This window comes from Psychrobacter sp. AOP22-C1-C5 (genome assembly GCF_052378885.1).
GTDB lineage: Bacteria > Pseudomonadota > Gammaproteobacteria > Pseudomonadales > Moraxellaceae > Psychrobacter.
Genome location: NZ_JBQSYC010000007.1, coordinates 116,068 through 139,967, shown reverse-complemented (window position 1 = coordinate 139,967; position 23,900 = coordinate 116,068). Strand labels below are relative to the sequence as shown.

General features: G+C 45.5%; 18 protein-coding genes. 5 read left to right on the top strand and 13 right to left on the bottom strand.

Annotated features, from left to right (window positions below; all coding sequences use genetic code 11):
• The first annotated feature begins 97 nt into the window (after window positions 1–97).
• On the top strand, window positions 98–592 hold the full coding sequence (gene rimI, locus ACT3TH_RS10610) for a ribosomal protein S18-alanine N-acetyltransferase (protein ID WP_444755799.1): 495 nt from the start codon (window positions 98–100) through the stop codon (window positions 590–592).
• Window positions 593–608: 16 nt separating this feature from the next.
• Here the strand turns inward: rimI and ACT3TH_RS10605 are convergent, their stop codons facing one another.
• The 3 genes from ACT3TH_RS10605 to trxB are packed head-to-tail and all read right to left on the bottom strand — an operon-like array spanning window position 609 to window position 2,950.
• The gene (locus ACT3TH_RS10605) at window positions 609–1,079 is read right to left on the bottom strand and encodes a MerR family transcriptional regulator (RefSeq protein WP_444755798.1); all 471 of its coding nucleotides are present in this window, start codon (window positions 1,077–1,079) and stop codon (window positions 609–611) included.
• Window positions 1,080–1,129: 50 nt separating this feature from the next.
• Window positions 1,130–1,927, bottom strand: coding sequence for a leucyl/phenylalanyl-tRNA--protein transferase (gene aat / locus ACT3TH_RS10600; RefSeq protein WP_444755797.1), 798 nt, complete (start codon window positions 1,925–1,927; stop codon window positions 1,130–1,132).
• On the bottom strand, window positions 1,928–2,950 hold the full coding sequence (trxB, locus tag ACT3TH_RS10595; protein WP_444755796.1) for a thioredoxin-disulfide reductase: 1,023 nt from the start codon (window positions 2,948–2,950) through the stop codon (window positions 1,928–1,930).
• Between the two features lie 557 nt (window positions 2,951–3,507).
• On the opposite strand from trxB, the gene ACT3TH_RS10590 reads away from it, so the two are divergent.
• Window positions 3,508–6,930, top strand: a complete 3,423-nt coding sequence (locus ACT3TH_RS10590) for a DNA translocase FtsK 4TM domain-containing protein (RefSeq protein ID WP_444755795.1) — start codon at window positions 3,508–3,510, stop codon at window positions 6,928–6,930.
• Window positions 6,931–7,102: 172 nt separating this feature from the next.
• The gene (locus ACT3TH_RS10585; protein WP_444755794.1) at window positions 7,103–8,596 is read left to right on the top strand and encodes an amidase; all 1,494 of its coding nucleotides are present in this window, start codon (window positions 7,103–7,105) and stop codon (window positions 8,594–8,596) included.
• A 35-nt stretch (window positions 8,597–8,631) separates the two neighbouring features.
• Here ACT3TH_RS10585 and ACT3TH_RS10580 read toward each other — a convergent pair whose 3' ends face one another.
• From ACT3TH_RS10580 to dapC, 8 genes are all read right to left on the bottom strand, one after another.
• A complete protein-coding gene (locus tag ACT3TH_RS10580; protein ID WP_444755803.1) occupies window positions 8,632–9,405 on the bottom strand; it encodes a DODA-type extradiol aromatic ring-opening family dioxygenase in 774 nt (257 codons plus the stop codon).
• 201 nt (window positions 9,406–9,606) lie between these two features.
• Window positions 9,607–10,095: a 23S rRNA (pseudouridine(1915)-N(3))-methyltransferase RlmH gene (rlmH, locus tag ACT3TH_RS10575; protein ID WP_444755793.1), complete on the bottom strand. Its 489-nt coding sequence runs from the start codon at window positions 10,093–10,095 to the stop codon at window positions 9,607–9,609.
• Between the two features lie 162 nt (window positions 10,096–10,257).
• Window positions 10,258–10,803, bottom strand: coding sequence for a DUF421 domain-containing protein (locus ACT3TH_RS10570; RefSeq protein ID WP_444755792.1), 546 nt, complete (start codon window positions 10,801–10,803; stop codon window positions 10,258–10,260).
• 151 nt (window positions 10,804–10,954) lie between these two features.
• Window positions 10,955–11,470 carry an ABZJ_00895 family protein gene (locus ACT3TH_RS10565; protein WP_444755791.1) on the bottom strand — a complete coding sequence of 172 codons (516 nt, stop codon included), beginning with the start codon at window positions 11,468–11,470 and terminating at the stop codon, window positions 10,955–10,957.
• 146 nt (window positions 11,471–11,616) lie between these two features.
• A complete protein-coding gene (locus ACT3TH_RS10560; RefSeq protein WP_444755790.1) occupies window positions 11,617–13,656 on the bottom strand; it encodes a D-alanyl-D-alanine carboxypeptidase/D-alanyl-D-alanine-endopeptidase in 2,040 nt (679 codons plus the stop codon).
• A 144-nt stretch (window positions 13,657–13,800) separates the two neighbouring features.
• Window positions 13,801–14,415 (bottom strand): 3'-5' exonuclease, encoded by a 615-nt coding sequence (locus ACT3TH_RS10555; protein WP_444755789.1) that lies wholly within the window; start codon window positions 14,413–14,415, stop codon window positions 13,801–13,803.
• Between the two features lie 34 nt (window positions 14,416–14,449).
• Window positions 14,450–16,414, bottom strand: coding sequence for a DUF294 nucleotidyltransferase-like domain-containing protein (locus ACT3TH_RS10550; protein WP_444755788.1), 1,965 nt, complete (start codon window positions 16,412–16,414; stop codon window positions 14,450–14,452).
• A gap of 75 nt (window positions 16,415–16,489) precedes the next feature.
• A complete protein-coding gene (dapC, locus tag ACT3TH_RS10545; protein WP_444755787.1) occupies window positions 16,490–17,728 on the bottom strand; it encodes a succinyldiaminopimelate transaminase in 1,239 nt (412 codons plus the stop codon).
• 264 nt (window positions 17,729–17,992) lie between these two features.
• Here dapC and ACT3TH_RS10540 point away from each other — a divergent pair, with 264 nt between their 5' ends.
• Window positions 17,993–18,664 (top strand): hypothetical protein, encoded by a 672-nt coding sequence (locus ACT3TH_RS10540; protein WP_444755786.1) that lies wholly within the window; start codon window positions 17,993–17,995, stop codon window positions 18,662–18,664.
• 79 nt (window positions 18,665–18,743) lie between these two features.
• Here the strand turns inward: ACT3TH_RS10540 and glnD are convergent, their stop codons facing one another.
• Window positions 18,744–21,491: a [protein-PII] uridylyltransferase gene (gene glnD / locus ACT3TH_RS10535; RefSeq protein WP_444755785.1), complete on the bottom strand. Its 2,748-nt coding sequence runs from the start codon at window positions 21,489–21,491 to the stop codon at window positions 18,744–18,746.
• Window positions 21,492–21,677: 186 nt separating this feature from the next.
• A complete protein-coding gene (gene map, locus ACT3TH_RS10530) occupies window positions 21,678–22,469 on the bottom strand; it encodes a type I methionyl aminopeptidase (protein WP_444755784.1) in 792 nt (263 codons plus the stop codon).
• A gap of 325 nt (window positions 22,470–22,794) precedes the next feature.
• On the opposite strand from map, the gene ACT3TH_RS10525 reads away from it, so the two are divergent.
• Complete coding sequence (locus ACT3TH_RS10525) at window positions 22,795–23,871, top strand: esterase/lipase family protein (RefSeq protein ID WP_444755783.1); 1,077 nt, start codon at window positions 22,795–22,797, stop codon at window positions 23,869–23,871.
• Window positions 23,872–23,900 lie beyond the last annotated feature (29 nt).

Genomic DNA, 23,900 nt, shown 5'->3' with positions numbered 1-23,900 from the left:
TAAAAATGTGGTTTGATACTATAATTAAATGACGGTCTCTATCTTTCATAGAACTCGTAAAATAAAAGAATAACTCCTTAAATTAAAAGGTTGTACTGTGTTTATTATAAGAAAGTTACCAACGATTACCGTGGAATGTCAGCCCTTGATTCAAGCGGTCGCAGATATAGAAGCGACGGTCCAGCCGTACGATGCATGGACGTATCAGACGCTGGTGAGCTTGCTTGAACAAGACAGTATTAAGTTGCTAATAATCTATGATCAACAACTGTTAGATACCGTTATTGACCATAAAGTAATTGGCTACTGTTTATATCAAATGCTGTTTGAGCAAGCAGAAATCTTACGTATTGGTACTCATCCTGACTACCAGCGTCAGGGCATTGCGTCACAGCTATTTGTAGAATTAAATAATGAATTGCAGTGCAGTGAGGTGCAGAGTTTGTTGCTAGAAGTTCGTGCAGATAATATTCCTGCAATAGCTCTATATAAACAACAAAACTTTGCTGTAATTCATACGCGTACAGGCTATTACCAATTGTCAGGCCAGTCTGCTATTGATGCATTAATTATGCAACGTGTTTATATCTAAAAAGAAAATATAGTGATCAATCAAGATGGCTTTGATCATTTTGCAGATACTTTTTTCTACAGGTTTCGATATCCAGTTTGGCACCATTACCTGTTTCTACATGCTCAAGCACTTTAATACGTTCAAGTACTTCGATACGTTCACTTAACAGCTCCACCATCACAGTGATATTGGCTTGTTGTTCTTGCATTTGTGCCAGTTTTTGTTTAGTAATATTCAGCTGCAAATCGATATCGAGTTGCCCATCATAATAGTCGTTAAGGCTGTCTTTAATTTCAGTAAGTGTAAAGCCGGTAGCTTGTGCACTTTTGATGAGCCTAATACGCTCAATACACTCTGGATGAAACTCAGTATATAGACGCGAGCCTGCTTGACGTTTACGAGATTTTAGCAAGCCCAGTTGCTCATAATGGCGAACGGTATCTTTGGTAGTATTGGCCTTTTTTGCTAAAGTGCCAATCAATAAAAAAGAAGTATCAGGTACCATGGTAATCTCATCGGTAAGTAGCTATAAATAAGGCGATATAGCAGTGGAATTTAGCTTGATTTAAGCTGCCAAGGATCTGAGGCGTCAAGTAGTGCTACAGCTACTAGTTTGTGTGAATCGTTTTGCCATTTGACTGAATGGGTGCTTATCAGAGAATCTAATTGAGCAAGGAAATCAACGCGAGCCATCGTAGTGGCACCTAGGCTCATAAGGTGATCGTTTGGTAACTGACAGTCCACAAGACCTATATGGCTTTGTTCGCATAAGCGCATCAAGCCCCAAAAGGCAAGCTTTGACGCATTGGAAGCGTGGTGAAACATGGATTCGCCAAAATATATGCCGCCCAATCTCAATCCATAAAGTCCGCCAATCAATTGTCCTTTATCGTCCCAAACCTCAATGCTATGGGCAAAGCCTTGAGCATGGAGCTCAGTGTAAGCCTCAATCATCTCATCATGAATCCATGTGTGCTCGCCCTCAGAGAGTTTGTCGCTGCGCGGTAAGCTACAGGCATGAATAACGTCGTCAAACGCCTGATTGAGTGTCAATTGCCAACGCTCGCGTTTTGCTTGTTTGCGTAGAGACTTACTCGCTTGATATTGGTTCGGCACCATCACACATCTTGGCTCAGGACACCACCAAGCGATAGGTTCGTCCTCATTAAACCAAGGGAACAACCCCTGCGCATAAGCAGAAACCAATGTGTCGGGCGCCAGATCGCCGCCCAATGCAACGACACCAATGCCCTCAGGGTCAATAGAAATAGGGTCGGGAAAGTCATAACGCCCAAGACTTTTTAAGGTCTCAGGCGTGATGTCTTTATCAGTTAGTTGAATGAGGTTACTCATTTAGGCTTCTTTATCAGCCGTCAACGTTGACGCATAAGTGTGGTCTTTGGCTGTTGCTTCACCAATAGAATCCAAGTATTTTTCAGCATCGAGCGCTGCCATACAGCCTGTACCAGCAGAGGTAATAGCCTGACGATAGACGTGGTCAGCCACATCACCTGCGGCAAATACGCCTTCAATACTGGTCTGCGTGGCATTACCATTTAGGCCACTATTAACAACAAGATAGCCGTCTTTCATGTCGAGCTGGCCGTTGAACAACTCTGTATTGGGCTTGTGACCGATGGCGACAAACATGCCCATCACATCCAGTGGTTTGGTGCTGCCATCAATCATTGATTCGATGATCACGCCATTAACACCCATGTCGTCACCAACGACTTCTTTGACCTTGTGATTCCACTCGATCTTGATATTGCCATTTCTGACTTTTTCAAACAGCTTGTCTTGTAGGATTTTTTCAGAGCGTAAACCATCGCGGCGATGTACAAGCGTCACTTCAGATGCGATATTAGAGAGATATAAAGCTTCTTCAACAGCTGTATTACCACCGCCAATCACAGCGACTTTTTGGTCTTTATAAAAGAAACCATCACAGGTTGCACAAGCAGACACACCCAAACCTCTGAACTTGGTTTCTGATTCTAGTCCCAAGTACTGAGCTGACGCGCCTGTTGAGATAATCAAAGCATCACAAGTGTAGCTGCCGTTATTGCCCACCAGTTCAAAAGGACGTACATTTAGGTTCACTTCATTGACGTGATCATAGACCAGTTCGGTACCGAAGCGTTCGGCATGTGCTTTCATGCGCTCCATTAATGCAGGACCTGTTAAATCATGAGCATCACCTGGCCAGTTGTCGACTTCAGTGGTGGTTGTTAATTGTCCACCTACTTCTAAGCCTGTGACCATAACAGGTTTGAGGTTAGCACGTGCTGCGTAAACGGCAGCAGCATAACCAGCAGGGCCTGATCCTAAAATTATAAGTTTTTCGTGACGTGGGGCTGTGTTGTCAGTTGCCATGAGTTGTTCCTTGCTAAATATACGAATTAAAAATGGGAATAAGAAATATAATAAAAGACAGTATTCAAAAATGCGACGAATTTGGTTTGTTTAATTGCCGTGTGATAATAACATAAGGGCATATGGCAAAAAGTGCAAGTTTGCTAAAACAAACATAGGCATCACTAGAATCAAAGCATGCTTGCCTTGAAATATGATCTTAAGATTTTGCGGTGAGAAATAGTTGTCATTTTATAGAGTTTATACAAAATTGTTAGTGGTATCGTGTCAGCTGTCTTTGTCAATTGCATGATTTTGTGCCCAAATCGTCTGTTGATTTACTTTCTTACATGCTTTCTTCAGAAGACGGTCGCCACTATACCTATCTATTTGTTATTATAAGAAGTTATGCCAAGTGTGGTAAGGGTCAAAAGACAACGGTGATTTACCGTTGTTAGGACGGATAATGGCTGTTAAACACTTCGCTAGGTATATTTAAGTCAGCACTTTATGTCAGCATGATTAGACTTAGTCATGCGCAGGCGACCATTTAGTATTAATAACAAGGCAGACCTTACGTGATATCAGCACCGCTTATTGAGTATTTGAAAAAAGGAATATTTACCCTCCTTGGGTTGATACTGGCAGTTTATCTGTTTGTCATTTTGATGACGTACACAGGTAATGACCCGAGTTGGTCGCACATCAGTAGTGACATGACCACAATCAACAATATGGGCGGTGAAGCAGGCGCATGGTTGTCTGATTTGCTCTATAGTTTTTTTGGTTTTGGCGCATGGTGGCTGCTCGCCTTTTTGATTTATGAGTCTATCTTGATTTGGTGGGACAATAAGCCCACGTTTTGGCTAATGCGCGTGGTCGCTTACGTGTTTTTATTATTGAGCGCCAGTGCTTTGTTTGCACAGATTGTGGCTTTGGTACAGCAGTTTACTAATCCTACGGCAACTGCACTTGAGGGAGTCGCTGGTGGTATTATTGGTCTTGAATTGCAAGCGCGTTTGGCACAGTTGTTGTCACAGTGGGGGAGTGTGGTTTTCTTGACAGTATTTGTCGCTATTACCGCAACGTTCGCTTTTAATATTCATTGGATGACGATTTATCAGAAGATTACGACGCTGTCTTGGTTTGGTTCGGGTGTGAAAAACGATGACAATAAAGATAATATGTCAGCGACGCAAAAAGACAATGCATTAAGTACAGATGGTAATAAAATAAAAGACGGCAACACCGCTCAAGAAGGACCAGCGTATGAGCAGTTGGCACTCGCATTGCAATCTGCTGAGCAGGCTCGTGCCGTAGATAATAGCGGTCGGTTTAACAATGTATTGTCAGATTTTTTGGTAAAATCAGGCTTGACTGCCAGTGTGAAAGCTTCTGTAGCAGCGGCGACGCAAGCCACGGCGACCAACCAAACGGTACTGGCTGGTCATGAAAAAGACGGCTATTCAGAAGGTTATTTAGAAACGGAAGCGTCTGCACCGAGCATTGAGGTAAATAATACTAGCATCAATACGAATGCATCGACAAACCCGAACCCTGTCACAGCCCCTGTTCGCAAAGTTGAGCCAAGCTTTGCATGGAACGATGCCAATACCGTTGATAATTTATTGGCAAATGAGCAAGCGGCTTATCACGCTCAGAGCATGACTGAGTCTGGCGCGACCGCTTCACGGCCTCAGACTGGCAGCAATGAATTGCTAAATGAAGAGCTAACAGTACCTACTCCAGAAACGGCGTCGTCTGCGTCACCAGCAACTGTCAGACCAAAGACAAATATCGTCCAGCCATTTGCCGACGAATTGGTGTACAGTGAAACCGTTAGCGCTGAGCCTACTTTATCTAAATCAGAAAATACCAGTGTAGCCGTTGATGCATTGGCAAATGCTTGGTTGGCAGAGCACGCGGATGTATCCGAACTTACCGCATCAAAACCCACCGTTTCGAAGCCGGATGACAGTACTTGGGCCGATGACATCACTGAGCTGTCTGTACAAGAGGCAGTATTTGAACAGGAGGCTCTATTTGACCAAGAAGCAGCATTTAATCCTCAAGTTGACGCGACTGACTCAACGAATGAGTCTTTTGATATAGAGCCTGAGACAATTGAAAGTTTGGGCAAGCATAGCGATGCTGCTCCTCATGTCGTGCCATCGACTATCGTTAAAACACTTATCACTTCGCCAGTCGCAGAACTTGCTTCTGTACCAGCAGTGGCTGATATGACGCCGACCAATACGCCGCCCGCCAATCCGAAAGCTGCACCGACAGTAGATGCGGTTAATTCTAATACGAATACCCAAGCAGCCACGGCAGCTAAGCCAGCAGTAAGCTTTGCAGTGCCAGAAGGCGATAGCAGCAATCATATTGTTGACATGATGCCAGACGATGATGCTGATGACGAAACTCAAGCACCTATCATGCCGCATATCAGCGATGATGCAGCGTTTAGTCAAAAATCACGATCGATGCAAACGGCTCAATACCGCAGCAGTCTAACGCCCATTCCAGAGATCTCGATTCTAGACAAGCCTGATCCTGACCGTAAGCCCAGTTATACCATTGCAGAGCTTGAACAACTCTCTGAGCTGCTAGAAATCAAACTACAAGAGTTCAATGTAAAAGCGGCAGTCGTCAATGCCATACCAGGGCCCGTGGTGACTCGTTTTGAAGTGGAGCTTGCTCCTGGTATTAAAGCCAGCAAGGTTACGGGTATTTCACGTGACTTGGCGCGTTCATTATCGATGGCGTCTTTGCGTGTGGTTGAGGTGATTCCTGGCAAGCCTTATATTGGTATCGAAGTACCTAATAAGCAGCGCGAAATGGTGCGTTTGATTGAACTGCTCAATACTGATAAGTTCAAAGACCCCAAAGCACAAATCAGTATGGCAATGGGTAAAGACATCGGTGGCAACCCGATTATCACGGATCTTGCGCGTGCGCCGCATATGTTGGTTGCAGGTACGACTGGCTCTGGTAAGTCTGTGTTGGTCAACTCAATGCTGCTATCGATGCTACTCAAATACACGCCAAATGAGCTGCGTCTCATCTTGATTGATCCAAAGCAATTAGAGCTTGCCAACTACAATGACATTCCGCATCTATTGACGCCTGTAGTGACTGATATGACCGAGGCGGCCAGTAGTTTGTCATGGTGTGTGGCAGAGATGGAGCGCCGTTATCAGCTGATGAGTTTGCTCAAGGTGCGTAAACTCAATGAGTTTAATAAAAAGGTCATCGCTGCTGAAAAAGCAGGTAATCCAATGCTTGATCCTTTGTGGCGACCCAATGATAGTGTGAGTATCAGTCAAGCACCAAAGCTGAAAACCTTACCAATGATTGTCATCGTTGCAGACGAGTTTGCCGATATGATCATGCAGGTCGGTAAGCAAGCAGAAGAATTAATCACGCGCTTGGCACAGAAATCCCGTGCCGCAGGTATTCACTTAATGCTTGCCACCCAGCGTCCGTCAGTAGACGTTATCACAGGTTTGATTAAAGCCAATATTCCTGTACGTGCGGCTTTGCGAGTCAACTCAAAAGTCGACTCACGAACGATTTTGGACAGTGGCGGTGCTGAGGATATGCTAGGTAATGGTGATATGTTGTTCTTAGGGCCTGGGCAGATTGAGCCAGATCGTGTGCATGGCGCTTATGTCAGCGATGAAGAGGTCAACCGTGTCTGTGATGCGTGGCGTGAGCGCGGCGCACCCGATTATATTGATAATATGGCAGGCAATTTTGAGTTGTCTAGTCCAGGTGGCAATAGTGGTGGTGGCTCAAACAATGCTTCTGGTGAGGACGATGGTCTATACAATGACGCCGTTGCCTTTATTATGGAGACGCGCAAGGTATCAGCTTCTAGTATCCAGCGTAAATTCAGTATCGGTTACAACCGTGCCGCGCGCATAGTAGATTCGATGGAAGAAGCAGGACTTGTCAGCTCAATGGGGAAAAGTGGCAAGCGTGAACTGTTGATGTAATAGCGTGTCAGTTTGACTAAGTGATAAATATAATAAAAAAGCGAGTTGCGAGAGTGGCTCGCTTTTTTATTGCTTATTTTAAAACGGTTCGAGCAAATATTGAGAAGGTGTCTGTCTGAGTCTCTAGTAACCCGATATACTAAGTAAAATTATTCACCAAGGAAGGTCAGTTATGTTTAAAGAATATACTCAGTACGACGCTTTAGGTTTGGCAGCATTGGTCAATGCAGGTGAAGTAAGTGCCAAAGAATTATTGGCCGCGGCTGTCCAGCAAGCCAACACTCTGAATCCCAAATTAAACGCTATTATTCACCGTTTTGATGAACGCGCTTACAGTGCTGCGCAAGCTGGACTGCCAAAAGGTATGTTCAATGGTGTGCCTTATCTGCTCAAAGATTTGTCCTTTAGCTTCGCGGGTGAACCTATAACGATGGGCAGTCGTAGTGTCAACATCATCTCAGAAAACGATAGCGAAATTGTTAAGCGCATGAAAGCTACGGGTGTTAACACTTTTGGCAAAACCAACACGCCTGAATTTGGGTTGATTATTACCACTGAACCAAAAGCACATGGCGTCACGCACAACCCTTTTAAGAAAGGCTATAGTTCAGGTGGCTCTTCAGGTGGTAGCGCGGCGGCCGTATCCGCTGGCATTGTACCGATGGCTGGCGCGGGCGACGGAGGTGGATCGATACGTTTTCCTGCCGCTTGGTGCGGTGCATTTGGATTAAAACCAAGCCGTGGTCGCAATCCAGTGGGTCCCAAATTTGGAGAGGGCTGGGAAGGGGCAGTTGCGGATCATGTCATTACGCGTTCTGTAAGAGACAGCGCTGCCATGCTCGATGCCACAAGTGGCGCAGAAATCGGTGCTCCCTTTATCGTTACCCCACCAGACGGGACGTTTTTGCAAGCAGCAATGCGCGCACCTAGGCAATTAACCATCGCCTTACACCAACAGCCATTGATTGCCAATACAGTGGTAGACAAAGAGGTGCTCGCCGTACTTATGCAGACCGCAAAGCAATTAGAAGCCATGGGTCATCGTGTGATACCTGCTGAGCCCAATATCAATATCGAGCAGTTTTGGCATGATTTTATGGTCGTAGTCTGTACTCATACGGCCTTTACGATTGACGATATCGAGCGTGATTTTGGCTTGGAGCACATCAAAAACTTGGAGCTGCAGACCTACAATATGGCACTTCTCGGTCGGTCGTTGTCGGCCGTGGATTTGGCCCATGCCAAACACGGTTGGCATCACAGTCAGTATCAGACAGGTTTGATGCTTGAGACGTACGATATGATTTTGTGTCCAACGGTACCGACACCGGCTGTTAAGCATGGCGTGTTGCCACCAAGCCGTATGGATGAGATGCTCATGCAGGGTGCTGGTTGGCTCAATAAAGGCATAAATGTAGGCAAACATGCCTTTCGCTCCGGCATGATTGAAAAGCTGAGTCAACCCGTACTAGGCAAAATGGCGTTTACGCTATTGGGCAATGTCACAGGACTGCCAGCAATGTCATTACCAGTAGGCATGAGTAAAAAAGGTCTGCCTATCGGTATGCAATTGATTGGGCGTATGAATGATGAAGCAACGTTACTGAGCGTGGCAGGTGAGATAGAGCGAGCTGGATGGTTTACCAAACCTGCTTTTGAAAAGTAGTTCTATATTTTTGCTAACGCTTTGATAAAACTTACTTAATCAAAGCGATAGATATCCATACCCAAGCTATGATGTGTCATGCTTTGATGCACGACCGAGACTCGCTGACCTGCACCAAGTGCAAAGAACAGCGGTAACAAATGCTCATCGCTTGGGTGGATGTTTTTGTAGTCGGGGTATTGTTGCCAGTCTAACGCGCTTGGAATGTCCGTCTTTAGCTGCTGTAGCAACCAAAGCTTAAACGCTTTGGCTGACTGATCCACGCTGTCCGCTTGCCAGCGTAATGCTTGCAGATTATGAGTGATGTTACCCGAACCAATGACCAAGATTTGCTCTTGACGCAATTGTGCCAGTTGCGCGCCCAACTGATAGCAAGCGACACTGTCATAATGCTGCGGCAATGAGATTTGTACGATAGGTACGTCTGCTTGTGGATATAAGTGTCTGAGCGGCGCCCAAACGCCATGGTCACAAGCACGTAGCGGGTTTACACTACATGTAATACCGCGTGCCGTAAGCTGATGAGCAAGGGTTTCTGCAAGTTCTGGTTGACCCGCAACGGGGTACTGTAACTCGTATAGCTCAGGTGCAAATCCTGAAAAATCGTGCCAAGTCTTGGGTCGTGGATTACTGCTGATTTCAAGTTTTGCTGACTGCCAATGGGCTGACATGATGACGATGGCACGCGGCTTGGGTAAGTTTTGCCCGATACGTGCCAGCGCGCTGGTTGTGGCAGACTGCTCAATCGCAAGCGTAGGCGCTCCATGAGAGATAAACAGTGCTGGTAGCTTTGCCACGTTGTCAGCCATAGGAGCAGCACTAGATGTGCCAGCAGCCGTGATAGGCTGCGGCGTACTCACATGAGGCTCGTCATGTTGAGAGTTGGGATAAGAGGCGTGGGGTACTGCACGTTTTAGATATTTCATGCTCCATTTATTAGGGCATATGCCAGTTTTTCAATCTGTTTTGTTAGGGATATTTACAGAGTAAAACTAAGGCTTTTGTGTCATTTAATTACCACGATGATAAGGGTGGTTGTTATTGATACTCATCGCTCGATATAACTGCTCCATGAGTACCACACGTACCAATGGGTGAGGCAAGGTCAGCGCTGACAGTGACCATTTTACATCGGCCTTTGCCAGCACTTCTGGCGAGACTCCATCTGCGCCACCAATGACCAGCGCAATGTCATCACCTTGCTGCATGGCATCTGATAATTTGTCCGCAAGTCCCTCTGTCGATATCATTTTGCCTTTGACGTCTAGCACCCACAACTGCTCGCGCCCAGTTGCATTGTGCGCCGCCAATATCGCTTGACCTTCTTGCTCGCGGTACTGAGCCAAATTGGCATCAGAAGGATTCTTTGCTCGTTTTGCCGCGGGAATTTCGATGATTTCTGTAGTGAGCATGGGTTGAATACGTTTGTGATATTCATCAAAACCCGTTTGTACCCAATTGGGCATTTTATTGCCCACACTCAAAATTCTGACTTTCATAGTACCTGCCACTTCAATAAATTATAGATGTTATAGTTGATCCCAAATACAAGAGGCACAACCATTATAATCGTACTGCTGAGATAATATTTTCTTGCTTGCTGTGTCTACTTTTAGTACTCGCTTTCGTTTTTATTTTAACGCCTACGATCTACATTTTTCCTACATTAAAGGCGCAATGGTTTCTGAGACCGATTGCTCTGTATTTTGACCGTCGTGAGTGTCATCTGGGCTTGGCTTTGGAATAATATTAAGCTTGGCATCAGACTCAAAGACGATGGCTTCCACATCGTCAAAACTGTTTATCCCTTCAGATCGCATAGCAGATTCCATCTCTTGCCTTGTAAGGCGCTCGGCACGCATCGCGTCCGGCAAAAACTGTCCTTGATAAAAAACAATGCGTGGCTCGGACAGAATAAAGCTGCTAAATTGCGGTGAAATAGAGGCGTACTTGGTGACCATAAACTGCAATAGGTAGAGCACCAAGATAGAGGAAGCGCCTTCGATAAAAGGGATTTCTCTGAGCAAAATGGTACTGGCGCCCAATGAGCCAATCATCACAGTCACAATCCAATCAAAATTATTGAGCTGTGAAGTGGAGCGCTTTCCTGAAACTTTAGTCACCAGTACAATTAGGACATAGACCATGGTGGCTGTCAGTACGATACGCCCAAGTTTGTCTATGTTGTCAAAAAAAAGCATGTCCATAAAGATCGCTCCTGTGATAAAAGTAAAACAATCTACTATTAAGCGTTTACTAACGAGAAAAGTCAGCCTAACGGATTTTATGCTTTAAAAGGAAAGTTTTTGTAGTAAGTTATTATGGTTTGATGAAATTTAAGTCATCGTTTAGTAAGGATCATGCCGTTTTGCGTTTGGGATCTAGCAGGTGATTGAGTGCCAAAATACTTATCCGAGCACTAATCAACGTTAAGACTAAGATCATCACCAAGGATGAAAGCAGTGGCAGCGGCTGTTGCTGGGTCATCTCAATCAATACTTCGCGGCTCACCGCATCAAACAACCAAAACCAGATACCCAAGAAATAAATAACCGTCAAAATCCAGACGACTGCGACACCGCCAAATACCAAACGATTGATCTCGCTTTTATTCAATGCGCGCTGCTGGTGTTTGATGAACTTATATACCGCGATATAAGCGCCAACGATAATTGAGAGTACCGTCACCAGTTGTGAGTTTAGCGCAATCTGGGTTTGAATCATCATAAATATCACGCTTGCAAGAACATAACCAATCGTGAAAAATCCAATATATTGTGCCAGCTTGGGTGGAGCGGATGGATGGTTTTGCGGCAATCCATCATGACCTGAACGCGTTTTAGGTTTGCTGATAGTGGATGTCTTGCGGAACATAAGCTGACCTTTATAAAGGTGGAAACAGGGAAAATTTTTAATTTCTTTAACAGTGTTTTAAATAAGCTGTCTGAATGACGAACGGCTCATAAGGAATGACTATATTAAGACAGACATTTAAGACAGATATCTAAGTCAAAAACGAATCAATGCTGCGCCGTCCAGTCAAGCATGACATCTAAGACGGGTCTGGCAGTATAAGCGTTCAACGCTTGCTTACTATTGATCAGTCCAACGACAACATAGTCCTGTCCTGATAACCCTTTGACGTATCCTGCCATCGACGTGACGTTGTTTAAAGTACCGGTTTTTATCCACGCACGACCAATAGCTGCTGACTCGGGTAATCGCTCACTATGAGCCGTAATAGTACCACTGATCCCAGCCACGCCTAATGAGTTGACGTAAGCATCGAAGTTTGGGCGGTTGTATGCATAGGTCAACAACTCGCTTAAATTGTCAGCAGTGATCGTACAGTCGCGACAAAGTCCCGAGCCATTGGTCAGATGCGGTGGCGGTGTTTCTAGATTGTTTTGCCACCATTGATTGATTGTCTGCAAAGCGACAGGATAGTCGGTCGTAGGCGGTTTGCCAAATTGGTATAAGCTGCTTGCTTTATGGCTAACGGGCTTATTCTCAACCTGTTGACCCTCTATATTTCGACCATTGGATTTTTTACTGTTTTCGCCATTATCCGCGTCTGTTTTAGTCACGTTTTCTTGATGATAAGTGCCTATTGATAGCGCCACTTGTTCCGCCATGACATTGTTTGAGAAGTGATTGATGTCGTAAATCTGCTGTCTTAGATTTAGTGAAGAATAGCTCACAATAGGCAGCGGGGATATAGTCCATGCGGTTAAACCTTGCGCAGGCTTTGTCTTTTTTGCCGCATTATAAGGGGTTTCTTGTGAGATAACCCGGCCACTTAAGGTATTACCCAGCTCTTGCCATTTGGCAGCAATGACGCGGGCAGCAAATACTTTTGCATCAGGATAAGCAATATAAAACGCATGCTCTTGGCAGCTGTCTGGCAGAGCGGCATTTAATACCAATCGATTGGGTTGCCACTGCGGCGCAAGGCTATAGCGGGCCTGACCACAAGCCGCTGAGCGCGTATTTATGAGGCTTGGCATTTGATAATCTGCTAATTGCGGCTCATAAACTAGATTGGCCTGAGCGTTACCCGCCGGATAAGTCTTGATACCGATGGTACTAAAGTTGACCAAAAAACCATCAGGGCTGGCATTGTAAGGACGTAGGGGATCGTTATCAAAGGCGGCAGGATCTTTGGTCACATTGTGAAAAATGGCGCTATCGATGATTATGTCACCGTCAATGTGACGAATGCCAGAAGCTTGTACTTGATACAGCAGCTGTTGTAAACGCTCATGAGTCATCTTTGGATCGCCGCTCCCTTGAATGATCAAGTCGCCGTACAGTCGATCATCGACAATCACGCCTGTATGGTAAACCCGCGTATGCCACACAAAGTCTGCGCCGAGCGTATCTAACGCGATAAAACTGGGGACAAGCTTCATGGTGCTGGCAGGCGTACGAGCGATATCAGACTCATGACTTAACAGCGGGGAGAACGAGATTTTGATTGATGAGCTGGCTGTATTGGTATTCTGGTTTTTGTTATTACTGTTGTCATCGTTAAGTGTGGCTTGGTTACCAGATTGGGGCGTCGCTGAGTAGTGATGATCAGGAATGAGCGTCGGCATACTTTCCAAGCTTTGATAAGTATACGGATCGTCCGTATAAGCGTTTAGTTTTTGCTCATGCCTTTTGATCGTGCGCTTCTCAATGGTCGTTAGGGCGCTATGATGGCCTGCCGTGTGTTTGCTACTGGCTTTCGCATCAGCTATCGTCTCTGCCGCGCCACTGCTATCGATGACCTGAATGGGCAAAGGAAGATGACTGGCGTTTTTGTCGCCGACGGGCGTGATGACGATACTAATATCCGCCTCTGTTAAGTCTGCTCGCAATAAGGCAGCTTGTATGGCCTCAGGCAAAGCAGCTTGTGCATAAAGTGGCGTCACTATAGCCGTGGTCAATACGGCAAACCAAGAGACGTGTTTGCGGGCTTGAAATAATGCTCGTAAAAGGTGATTAAAAGGTTGTGGCTCAGTGTGGCTAATGGTGTCACCATTGAGCGTGCGGTCGCGGGTAGAGGTGGGTTGCATGAGCGTCTATCTGTCAGGTAAAAAAACAGCCTATGGTAACACGAGTTGCTGTTTTCGCGTAGATACAGGCGATGGTTTGGCGGCCGCCTTGGTCTGGATTGTTTTTGCCATAAACATTTTTTGCTGCGAATGGCTTTGGGCCAATCACGAACGTGAACGCATGTGCAAAAACGCCATTGCTGTCATAATTGCATCATTATAAGCATCGTGAGTACCCAGCTCAGGAATACCGTAATGAGCCAAAATATTGGTCAAACGCTGCGACTGAGTGGGAATACCTTGAGTACGATCGCCCGTGCGCTGACTGTATAACTGACGAACGTCAATCACCTGGTTGGGCAATGCCGTGCCCATATAGCGTTTGACCACAGGATTTAAAAACCCAATATCTATTTGAGGACAGAATCCAACAATTGGCCGATTGTCTATAAATGGCAGTAATAGCGCCAGCATCTCATCGTAGCTCATACCATACTCAACATCAGCAGTACGCAAACCATGAATAACAATGGTGTCGCGGTCTGGCATCACAGGTGGCTTGCAGACCAGATGCATACCATTGCCAGTATCGATCGTATTGTCATTGATATGAATTGCTGCAACTGATAATAAGTGGTGTTTTTTTGGATTGAGTCCCGTCATTTCGCAATCGATTGCCACCCATTGTTTGGCAAGGGGTTTGGTAAACATGGACGCCAGCTTTGGACGTTGTAACTGCGTCTTTTGCCACTTGCCAGATAACTGTTTTAGCCAACTCATATCCGCCGCTTATCCCTTTATGGTACTTTTATATTTATGATATTTCTAATTGATAGTGCTGACGAAGTTGTGTCTTAAAGCTTTTGACCACAGCCAAACATTCTTTTAACAAATCGCGCTCAAGGGCAGTTAACGTCATCGGATTGACTTGCCGCGCATGTCTATCATCGGTTGAAAGGGCAACCGATAGACGCTGTGCCATAAAGAATTCCAAGGCTTCTAATAACGTGTCCGCGCGCTCTTGGTTTAAGGCGTGCGCTTGTACCAATGCTTTAAGACGGTCTTTAGTGCTCGGAACGTCTAAGATGTCATTTTCTAATGCCAAAGTGCGAATGCCATGAACTAATGGAAAGATACCAGCTTTTTTTAAATCAATGTCCGACGATGTTGACTTGGCGCCTAGTAAGGGCACAAATTTTTGCCACCACTGATTGACATCGCCGAACTGTAGGGCAGCACGTGCAAACTGCCTTACAAACATAGGGTCTGACTGACGATGGGCCACCTTTAAGTGTTGACGCACTTGTGTCAGTAGCGATTCATCACCGCAGACATACTCACCATCGAGTATGGCGGACAGGTAGATGCCATGCATCGGATCGGTGTTTTTAAACCACAAGCCAATCTGCGCGTTGAACTGTTTTAGTGGTTGTCGCCACATTGGATTGGTCATCATGATTTTGCCGTCGCATAGCGGATAGCCGAGACTAGCCAAATGCTGATTAAAGGTTTCTGCAAACGCGGCCAAATCTGGATGAGTATAATCATCGCGGATGATAAGCGCGTTGTCTTGGTCCGTTCGCATGATTTGCTCGCCGCGACCTTCTGATCCCATCACGATAAGACATGTGTTTGTGACGACTTCCTCAGGCACGATGAGTTGCCAAAGCTTGGTAAATACCTGCGCATTTAGTGTCTGTACCATGCGGCTGATATTGCCGATTTTTACCCCGTTTTGATGCTGAGCACGAATATAGCGACCGATCAGCTCAACTGCGGTATATAAGCTTGATAAATCTTTTGCTTGCTCGATTTGGATACTAATGAGCTGAGAATGATGGCTGATATGAGCGAGCAGATCGCTTTGTCCTAGTACGCCTGCAACCTCACCATCGGCGTCGATGACTGGCAACCTATGAACACGGTAGCGAGTCATGTTCAATAGTGCATCGCCAATCTCGTCACTCGCTTTGATCGTACGCAAGTTAAAGTTGGCATAACGCTGGCAAGGCGTCGTGATGGGATCTTGCTGCTCGCTCACAGCGCGGCAAATATCGGTATCGGTGAGAATACCTAAAAAATGATCTGGGCGATGTGACTGAGGTGCATCAAGGTTTGAATGACCTATCGGCCGTACCAGCACATGTTTTAGCCCCGCTGTGGTCATGATACGGGCAGCATCTAATAAGCTACTAGCAGCATCGACGATGTGTACGGGTAACAACGTTACGTCCGTCACAGGCTGCAACATGATTTGCTGTACTTCTTGTTGATTATTATTGTGAGAGGCGTCGAGGGCTTTACCACGTCGCCGCTGTTGTAAGGCTTTTAATCGTTCAGGAAGCTTGTCTGACAATAGCTGACGGACAAGGTGATTTTGTGCGCTGATTTTATCGATGGTATTTCCAGCGACTTGTAACAGTAAGGTGTCCTCGACTGCTCGAAATTGATAGGTCTGTGTGATGCTATCGGTCGTGTTATTTTCATGGTTTGGCTGTAATTCATTCTTACTCAAGGATTCAGGCAAGCGCCGACTGTCAAACCAGTCATTGTTATTGTAATCATCCGCGTGGTTGCTGCCCAAGTAAGAAGCAACGAACTCACCATCCAGTGATTGCTCAATCTGTCCTTTAATGACCACATAAAGATACTGCAACTCTTCGACAGATAAGTCCTCGTTTTTGGCAAGGTAGCGGATTTGAGTGTTTTTTCTAATGCTTTGGCGTTCAGCCAGACTCAATACATCAAAAGGTGGCTGAGTAAAATCCAGATGGGGCATGGCATCATCCTTGATGACCTGTTTGAAGAATCACATTACTATAGCATTATTGCTGTCATCTGTGATTACTCTTGTTCATGCGCCAAGCAGCTGGCGAATGCGATCAATCGCTTCACGGCTTTCATCGACACTAGCGACCAAAGCAATACGCACATAACCCTTCCCAGGATTGCGACCGTCAACTTCGCGTGACAAATAGCGACCTGCCAATGCATGGATATTGGCTTGCTCGTACAGCGCTTTGACGAATACCTCATCATCACCACCGAACTGCTCAGGTGCTTTTATCCAAAAGTAAAATCCCGCTTCAGGCATGCGTAACTCTAGCAACGCCCCAAGCTCAGACATCCATAATGCAAACTTTTCTTGATACAGCTGACGATTGTGTGCCACATGCTTCTCGTCTTGCCATGCTGCGATAGAGGCAAGTTGATGCGGTATTGGCATCGCGCAGCCTTGATAGGTTCGATACTGCAAGTAAGGCTGCAAAACGTTGGCATCACCAGCCACAAACCCTGAGCGCAGACCGGGTAAGTTTGAGCGCTTAGATAAAGAGTGAAACACGACGCAGTTTTTGAAATCATGACGACCAAGCGCGGCGCAAGCTTGCAGTAAGCCAACGGGTGCTGTATCAAAATACAGCTCGCTATAACATTCATCACTTGCAATGATAAAGCCGTATTGATCTGACAGACGAATCAGGTATTCCCAATCCTCCATGGTCATGACAGAGCCTGTCGGATTATTGGGACTACACACAAACAGTAATTGAGTGCGTTCCCAAACGTCCTTTGGCACGGCGCGATAGTTGCCTTTAAAGTCATTGTCGAGCGTACAAGGTACAAAGTATGGCGTCGCTTGTGCCAGTATCGCCGCGCCTTCGTAGATCTGATAAAACGGATTGGGCATCACCACGGTAGGCGGCTCATCAGACGCAGACAACGGCAGCGAACGGTCTTCTTTACCAATCGCTTTATGATTGACCACCGCCTGTACCAAACTAAATATCGCTTCGCGCGTACCCATCACTGGTAGTACTTGTGTGTTGGGGTCGACATGAGTCAAGAAAAAGCGCTTTTCCAGCCAGTGGGAGATGGTTTGACGCAGCTCAAACAGACCATTAGTGGTTGGATAATGGCTTATTTTGTCCAAGTTTTCGCTTAGTACGTCCAGTACAAACGAGGGTGGCGCGTGTTTTGGCTCACCAATTCCCAGTTTGATTTCGCTGTAGGCACGGGCCGGCTTGCTGTCAGCGAGTAATGTCGCCATTTTGGCAAAAGGATAAGGGTGTAAATGGGTCAAGTTGTGATTCATAATTAGGCTAACTATAATAGACAATTAATAATAAAGTTATAAAGAAAAGTTACATTCTAGCAGTGTAGCCATTCTCTTGTTTTTTTGCTTTTTCTCATGGTTAGACAGTGTATTTATCGAATAATAGATTCTCATTTGTTATGGAGTCGCTATAGATTTAGCAGTGCAATATATCGCTAAATACAGCTTATCAGTAGATAGCTTGTATCGATGTAAAGAATCACTGTCAGTCTCAATGATAAATCATTTTAAGGGTAACTTGATATGCCTAGTGTTTCAAAAACTGAAGATCTCAGCGCTGAAAATATCAATGCCGACACCGTTGATAGTGATCAATATCATACTCAATTATACGAGCTATTAAAACAGCGCGAGCAGTACTGGTGGCAGGCTCGCCAGCAACTGCTTATTCATAGAGAACGAAAAATGGTTTGGTACGGCGAAAACAGCTTAATGATGTGGTTGCTGTGGCAATTGGTCAGTTATGTCGTCGTTGCTATGGTGCTGATGTTACTCAGCAACCTATTTAACCTAGTGTTGCCTTTATGGCAATATATTGCTTTATTCATCTTACAAACCGTGATTTTCATTATCATGCTAGGAGCCAAAGGTCGATCAGCCAATAAGTTGCAACGTAAGATTGATAATGATGAGCTGATCAGTGAAGAGGCGTTCAATGAAATGGTCATCTTGGCAGAGGACAGTCTGTACCCAGATGTACATGCCAACTCACCTATATCCTTGCGACAGGTGTATGATTATTTTGATGGAAAGTTTCATTTGGCAAGCATACATGCGTTGTTACAAAAGGAAGTCGATGCAGGACGCCTCATGTTGACGCAACAAAAACTGAACGCAAAGGTTTTGCCATTAGATCTTGCTGACGGTGAACTTAATGAACATGCCAGCGAGATGATATATAAGAGTATGGTGTAAAACAGTTTATCCTATCAATCGATGCTTCTATCAATTACCTGATGGGGAAAGATAGAAGCATCGATTTTCGATAATAATACTAAATTACATTCGTGTCTTTTTGGGCACTGAGACTCGCGATTAGGGCAGATTTTAGTGCATCAAGCCGTTCTGTAGATAGCGGTTCATCATTTTGGTCACTGATATAAAACATATCTTCTGCGCGCTCACCTAAAGTAGTAATGCGAGCGGCGTGCACCTCGATTTTTTCTTGTAAAAACACTTGTCCCACTCGTGCCAGTAGTCCTGGTTGATCAAGTGTCTCTAAGCTCATGATGTGCTGGTCTGACGCTTCATTAAACTCAAAGTTAATCACCGTGGTCACCTCAAAATGTCTGAGCTGGCGCGGAATACGCTTGTTTGTAAGTTTTAGTACCGTCGGGTCTTTAAAGGCATTAATCAGACGCTGTTTGAGCTCTTGCTGACTGTCTTCATCGACCAAGAGCGTGCCACTAGGGTCTAGCAACACATACGAATCCAAAGCAAAATCACGGGTGGCTGTAATGATACGAGCATCCAATACATCCAGATTCATCTGATCGAATACCGCCATCGTAACCGCAAATAGGTTCATCTGATCTTGGGTATAAACAAAGACCTGTACCGCGTCCAGTGCCAGCTCCCGATGCTCTCGCAATACAACCAATGGCGGACTATCGGCATTGGAAGCGAGCCCAATCGGTGGGTGGTTCAAGATAGCCTCGGTATGCCATAAAATATCCTCAGCAATCTCTCGCAAAAAATACTCATCGCCCAAATCATCCCACAGGCGCAATACTTCATCACGATTCATATGCTGATTACTAACGTTGTCTAGCATGTCTAGGGTTTGTTTGCGTGTGGCGCTGATCATATCCTGACGATTGGTGGGTGCATCTATATCAGCGCGCAAAATGCGCCGAGTTTGCGAGTATAGCTGTTTCATGAGCGTTGCCCGCCAACTGTTCCAAAGCTGTGGATTCGTGGCGTTCATGTCCGCAACAGTTAGTACATATAAGTGATTGAGATGAGTCACATTGCCAACCAAATTGGCAAATATGGTGACCACTTCTGGATCTGAGATGTCTTTTTTCTGGGCAGTCAACGACATCAACAAATGATAGCGGGTCAGCCAGCCGACTAAATTAGCATCCGCCAAACTCATACCATGAGCCAAGCAAAAATCAACAGATTCCGTTTGTCCAAGCTCACTATGATTGCCGCCGCGACCTTTGGCGATATCATGGAACATAGCAGCCAGCACCAAAATCTCTTTGCGCTCAATACGTTGAAAGATTGAGCTGACCAGTGGGAAGTCTTCATAAAAACGCGGATCGGTAAAGCGGTGCAAAATCCGAATCAAAAACAAAGTATGTGCATCCACCGTGTAACGATGAAACAAATCATATTGCATCAGACCAGTAACTTGCGCAAAAGCAGGAATGTAGCTGCCCAGTACCCCGTAACGGTTCATGGCACGCAAGCGATGAAACAGATAGTTTTGTTCTTTTAAATTGGCTAAAAACAGGGCTTGATGAACTGGGTTCTCACGGTAAACCTGATCGATACCGCGTGCTGCGATTTTGAGTGCGCGTACGGTATGCGTGCGAACGTTTTTGATACCGTATTGACCCATCAATAAAAACATCTCTAAAATTGCTTCAGGATGCTGGGCAAAAACCCTGTGATGTGACATGGCGATTTGATCACCGACTTGGTTAAAGCGGGCATTGATTGCCTGTTTTTTTGGGCGCTCCGCATCTGGCAAATGCGGCTCTATGATCGTCTCATAGTAATGATTGATGAGCATCTCAGACAGTGTCGATATCTGCATCGCACAGCGATAATAGTCACGCATAAAACGCTCAACCGCAGCATTGGGTTGGTCATCTGGCTGAGTCTCATAACCCATCAATTGAGCAATTTCACGCTGATAGTCAAACAATAACTTGTTTTCATTGCGTCCCGTCAAGACGTGCAAGTAATGACGTATTTGCCATAAATAGCCTTCTGCAAAGCTCAGCTCATCAAACTCTTTTTCTGTCAAAAAGTTTTGTTGTACCAAGTCATAGAGCTTACTAACCCGAAAATAGCGTTTGGTCACCCAACCAACGAGATGAATATCACGCAGACCACCGGGAGCCGCTTTTATGTTTGGTTCAAGATTGTATTCTGTCGCATTATGCTGCAAGTAGCGCGTCTTGGCTTCATCGATCTTTGCATCAAAAAAGGCGCGAGGTGACCACTGTTTATTGACAATCTGAATAGGGACTTCTCGCAGCGCTGTATTGCCGATTAAGAGCCGGGCTTCTAACTGAGCACTCGCAATGGTATGGTCAAGTGCGGCTTCTAACGCGTCATCCACGCTACGTACGGAGAGCGCAGGCTCTAACCCTATATCCCATAATAGTGCGACCAAGCCGTCTATTTTTCCACTGACATCAGCTGACATCTCGTCAGGGTAGAGCAGCAAAATATCGATGTCCGAATACAGCGACAGCTCACCGCGACCATACCCGCCAGTCGCAAACAATGCCAAATCGGTCTTATCTAGCTCAAACCAAGTAAATAAAGCGATGAGCAGTCTATCGATAGCACAGGCACGGGCGGCGACCAATTGACGAATATTGACACCGCGTTCAAGGGCGCGACTGATATCGTCATTGATTTGAGTCAACCATTCAGGAATGCCAAGTAGCGATTTTTCGGACGCATTGGTGTCCGTTGGTAGTGACGCGTTTGTCGCTGTATCACGTGATAGTAGAGGTAGGGGTGTCAGATCGATAGAGGCAACATCACAACTAAACATGAGCGTTATCCAAGTAAGAAGGTAAAAATAGAGCGGTAAACCTAAAGGGTATTAGGGATGGCAAAGCCGTGGCGCTAGACAAACCATATTATCAAAAGTGTAAAAGCAAACAGTCAACAAACCCAGTATTCAATATGCCTGAATTGTGCGGCAAAAAAAAGACCGCCTAGGCGATCTTTTGGTGTATTACTGCGTCAAAAAACTTAAATCTTCTTCAGGGCGAGTGGTAAACACTTCACAGCCATTGTCGGTCACGACCATCGTGTGCTCCCACTGAGCGGACAGTTTGCGATCTTTAGTAATCGCCGTCCATTCATCAGGCAAAATCTTGGTCTGCCACGTGCCTTGGTTGATCATAGGCTCAATGGTAAAAGTCATGCCTGTCTTTAGCTCAAAGCCGGTGCCTTTTTTGCCGTAGTGCATAACCTGCGGCTCATGATGGAACTCATTGCTGATACCGTGACCGCAAAATTCGCGGACGATACTAAAGCGCTCAGGCTCGACCACTTCTTGGATGGCCGCGCCGATATCGCCTAAGCGTGCGCCGTTTTTGACCACGCTCATGCCAGCATATAGCGCGTCTTGCGCCACTTTGCAGATACGCTGTGCCATGATAGAGCCATTGCCAACGATCCACATTTTTGAAGTATCGCCATAGTAGCCATCTTTAATGACCGTCACATCGATGTTGATGATATCGCCATCTTTGAGCAGCTTGTTTTCGGCCGGGATACCGTGGCAGACCACATGGTTGACTGAGGTACAAATAGACTTTGGAAAGCCATTGTAGTTCAACGGCGCAGGAATGGCCTGTTGTACATTGACGATATAGTCATGAGCGATTTGGTTTAATGCCTCAGTGCTGACGCCTACTTTTACGTGTTCATCGAGCATCACAAGGACATCACTGGCAAGTTTGCCGGCCACGCGCATTTTTTCTATGGCATCGGCGGACTGGATAAGGGATTTTTTAGTCATCATCGTCTTATTTATAGTTATGGAATCAGTGGGGTGAATTATAGCATAAATGCAGAAGTTGCTGTTTTGGGAGAGTGGCTGACAAATCTATGGCCTCATCAGCATATTGCTATTAGGAATCCAAAGCCTTTATATTTAAAAATATGACTATAAAGTCATTAAAATAGGGTTTATATTCAAAAAAATAATTGAATGTTGCTGAATATAGTCGTAATGTAATTTTGGGTGCTAAATGGATTAGCAGTAGTTTGAGGGCTTTTTTGCCAAATGCAATGTATGAGCTCATTGAGGACTACCAAACCCTAACGATGACAAGGATGTTGTTATGAGATTAAAAGCTTACCTGCCTACGGCAATCACGCCCAGCCTATTTTTACCCTCACTTGGTACCATCGGTGTTGGTATTTTTATGATGGCTTTACAAACAACCTCGGCTCAAGCGGCTGGACAGTACTATAACTGCGCCAATGCCAACGGGTGCAAGCTGGTTGATAGTCAATATCTTACCTCTACCTATACCAAAACTCAGTATCCAGTGGTCATGGCTCATGGACTCGGCGGTTTTACGACGCTATTTGGGGTTATCGATTACTTTAATGGTATTCCTGGGGAGCTGATTAAGGGTGGCTCGGAGGTATATACCACTAAAACATCTGCCGTCAATAACAGTGAGGTTCGCGGCGAGCAGCTACTACAACAAGTCAAAACCATCTCTGCTATCTCAGGCAAACCTAAAGTCAATTTATTTGGGCACAGTCAAGGCGGTATAGATATTCGTTACGTCGCTGGTGTCGCGCCAAAATACGTCGCTTCAGTCACGGCAGTGTCAAGCCCAGAGCAAGGTTCAAAAACAGCAGATTTTGTTAAGGCAACGCTTGAGCCGAACAATGACACAGACCAGTCAGCAAATATCACCACGGAGTTGGTTGCAGGTGTGTTTAATTTGATTGGTGGCTTTACCGATATCGGTTCGGGTATCAGTTATAAAGATATCCAGGAACAAGACGGCTGGCAGGCGCTCATGGCTTTATCAACAAATGGTGCCGCTAAATTTAACGCAAAGTTCCCAGCAGGGATGCCAACATCTTACTGTGGTCAACCCGCCAATACCAAAGTAAATGGCATCAACTATTATTCATTCAGTGGCGTTGGACAACTCACCAGTGCACTTGATCCTAGCGATTGTCTATTGGCAGCAACGGGTGTGCCGTTTGCAGGCGAGTCTAACGATGGTTTGGTATCGGCCTGCTCAAGTCGGCTTGGTTATGTGATTCGTGATAATTATAAAATGAATCACTTAGATTCAGCCGATCAAGTGCTGGGTTTGACCGCATGGGGCGAGTCTGAACCAAAATCTATCTATCGTACTCAGGTCAATCGTCTAAAAAATGCCAGTCTATAACGTTTGTTTATGAAGATGATAGAGAAGCA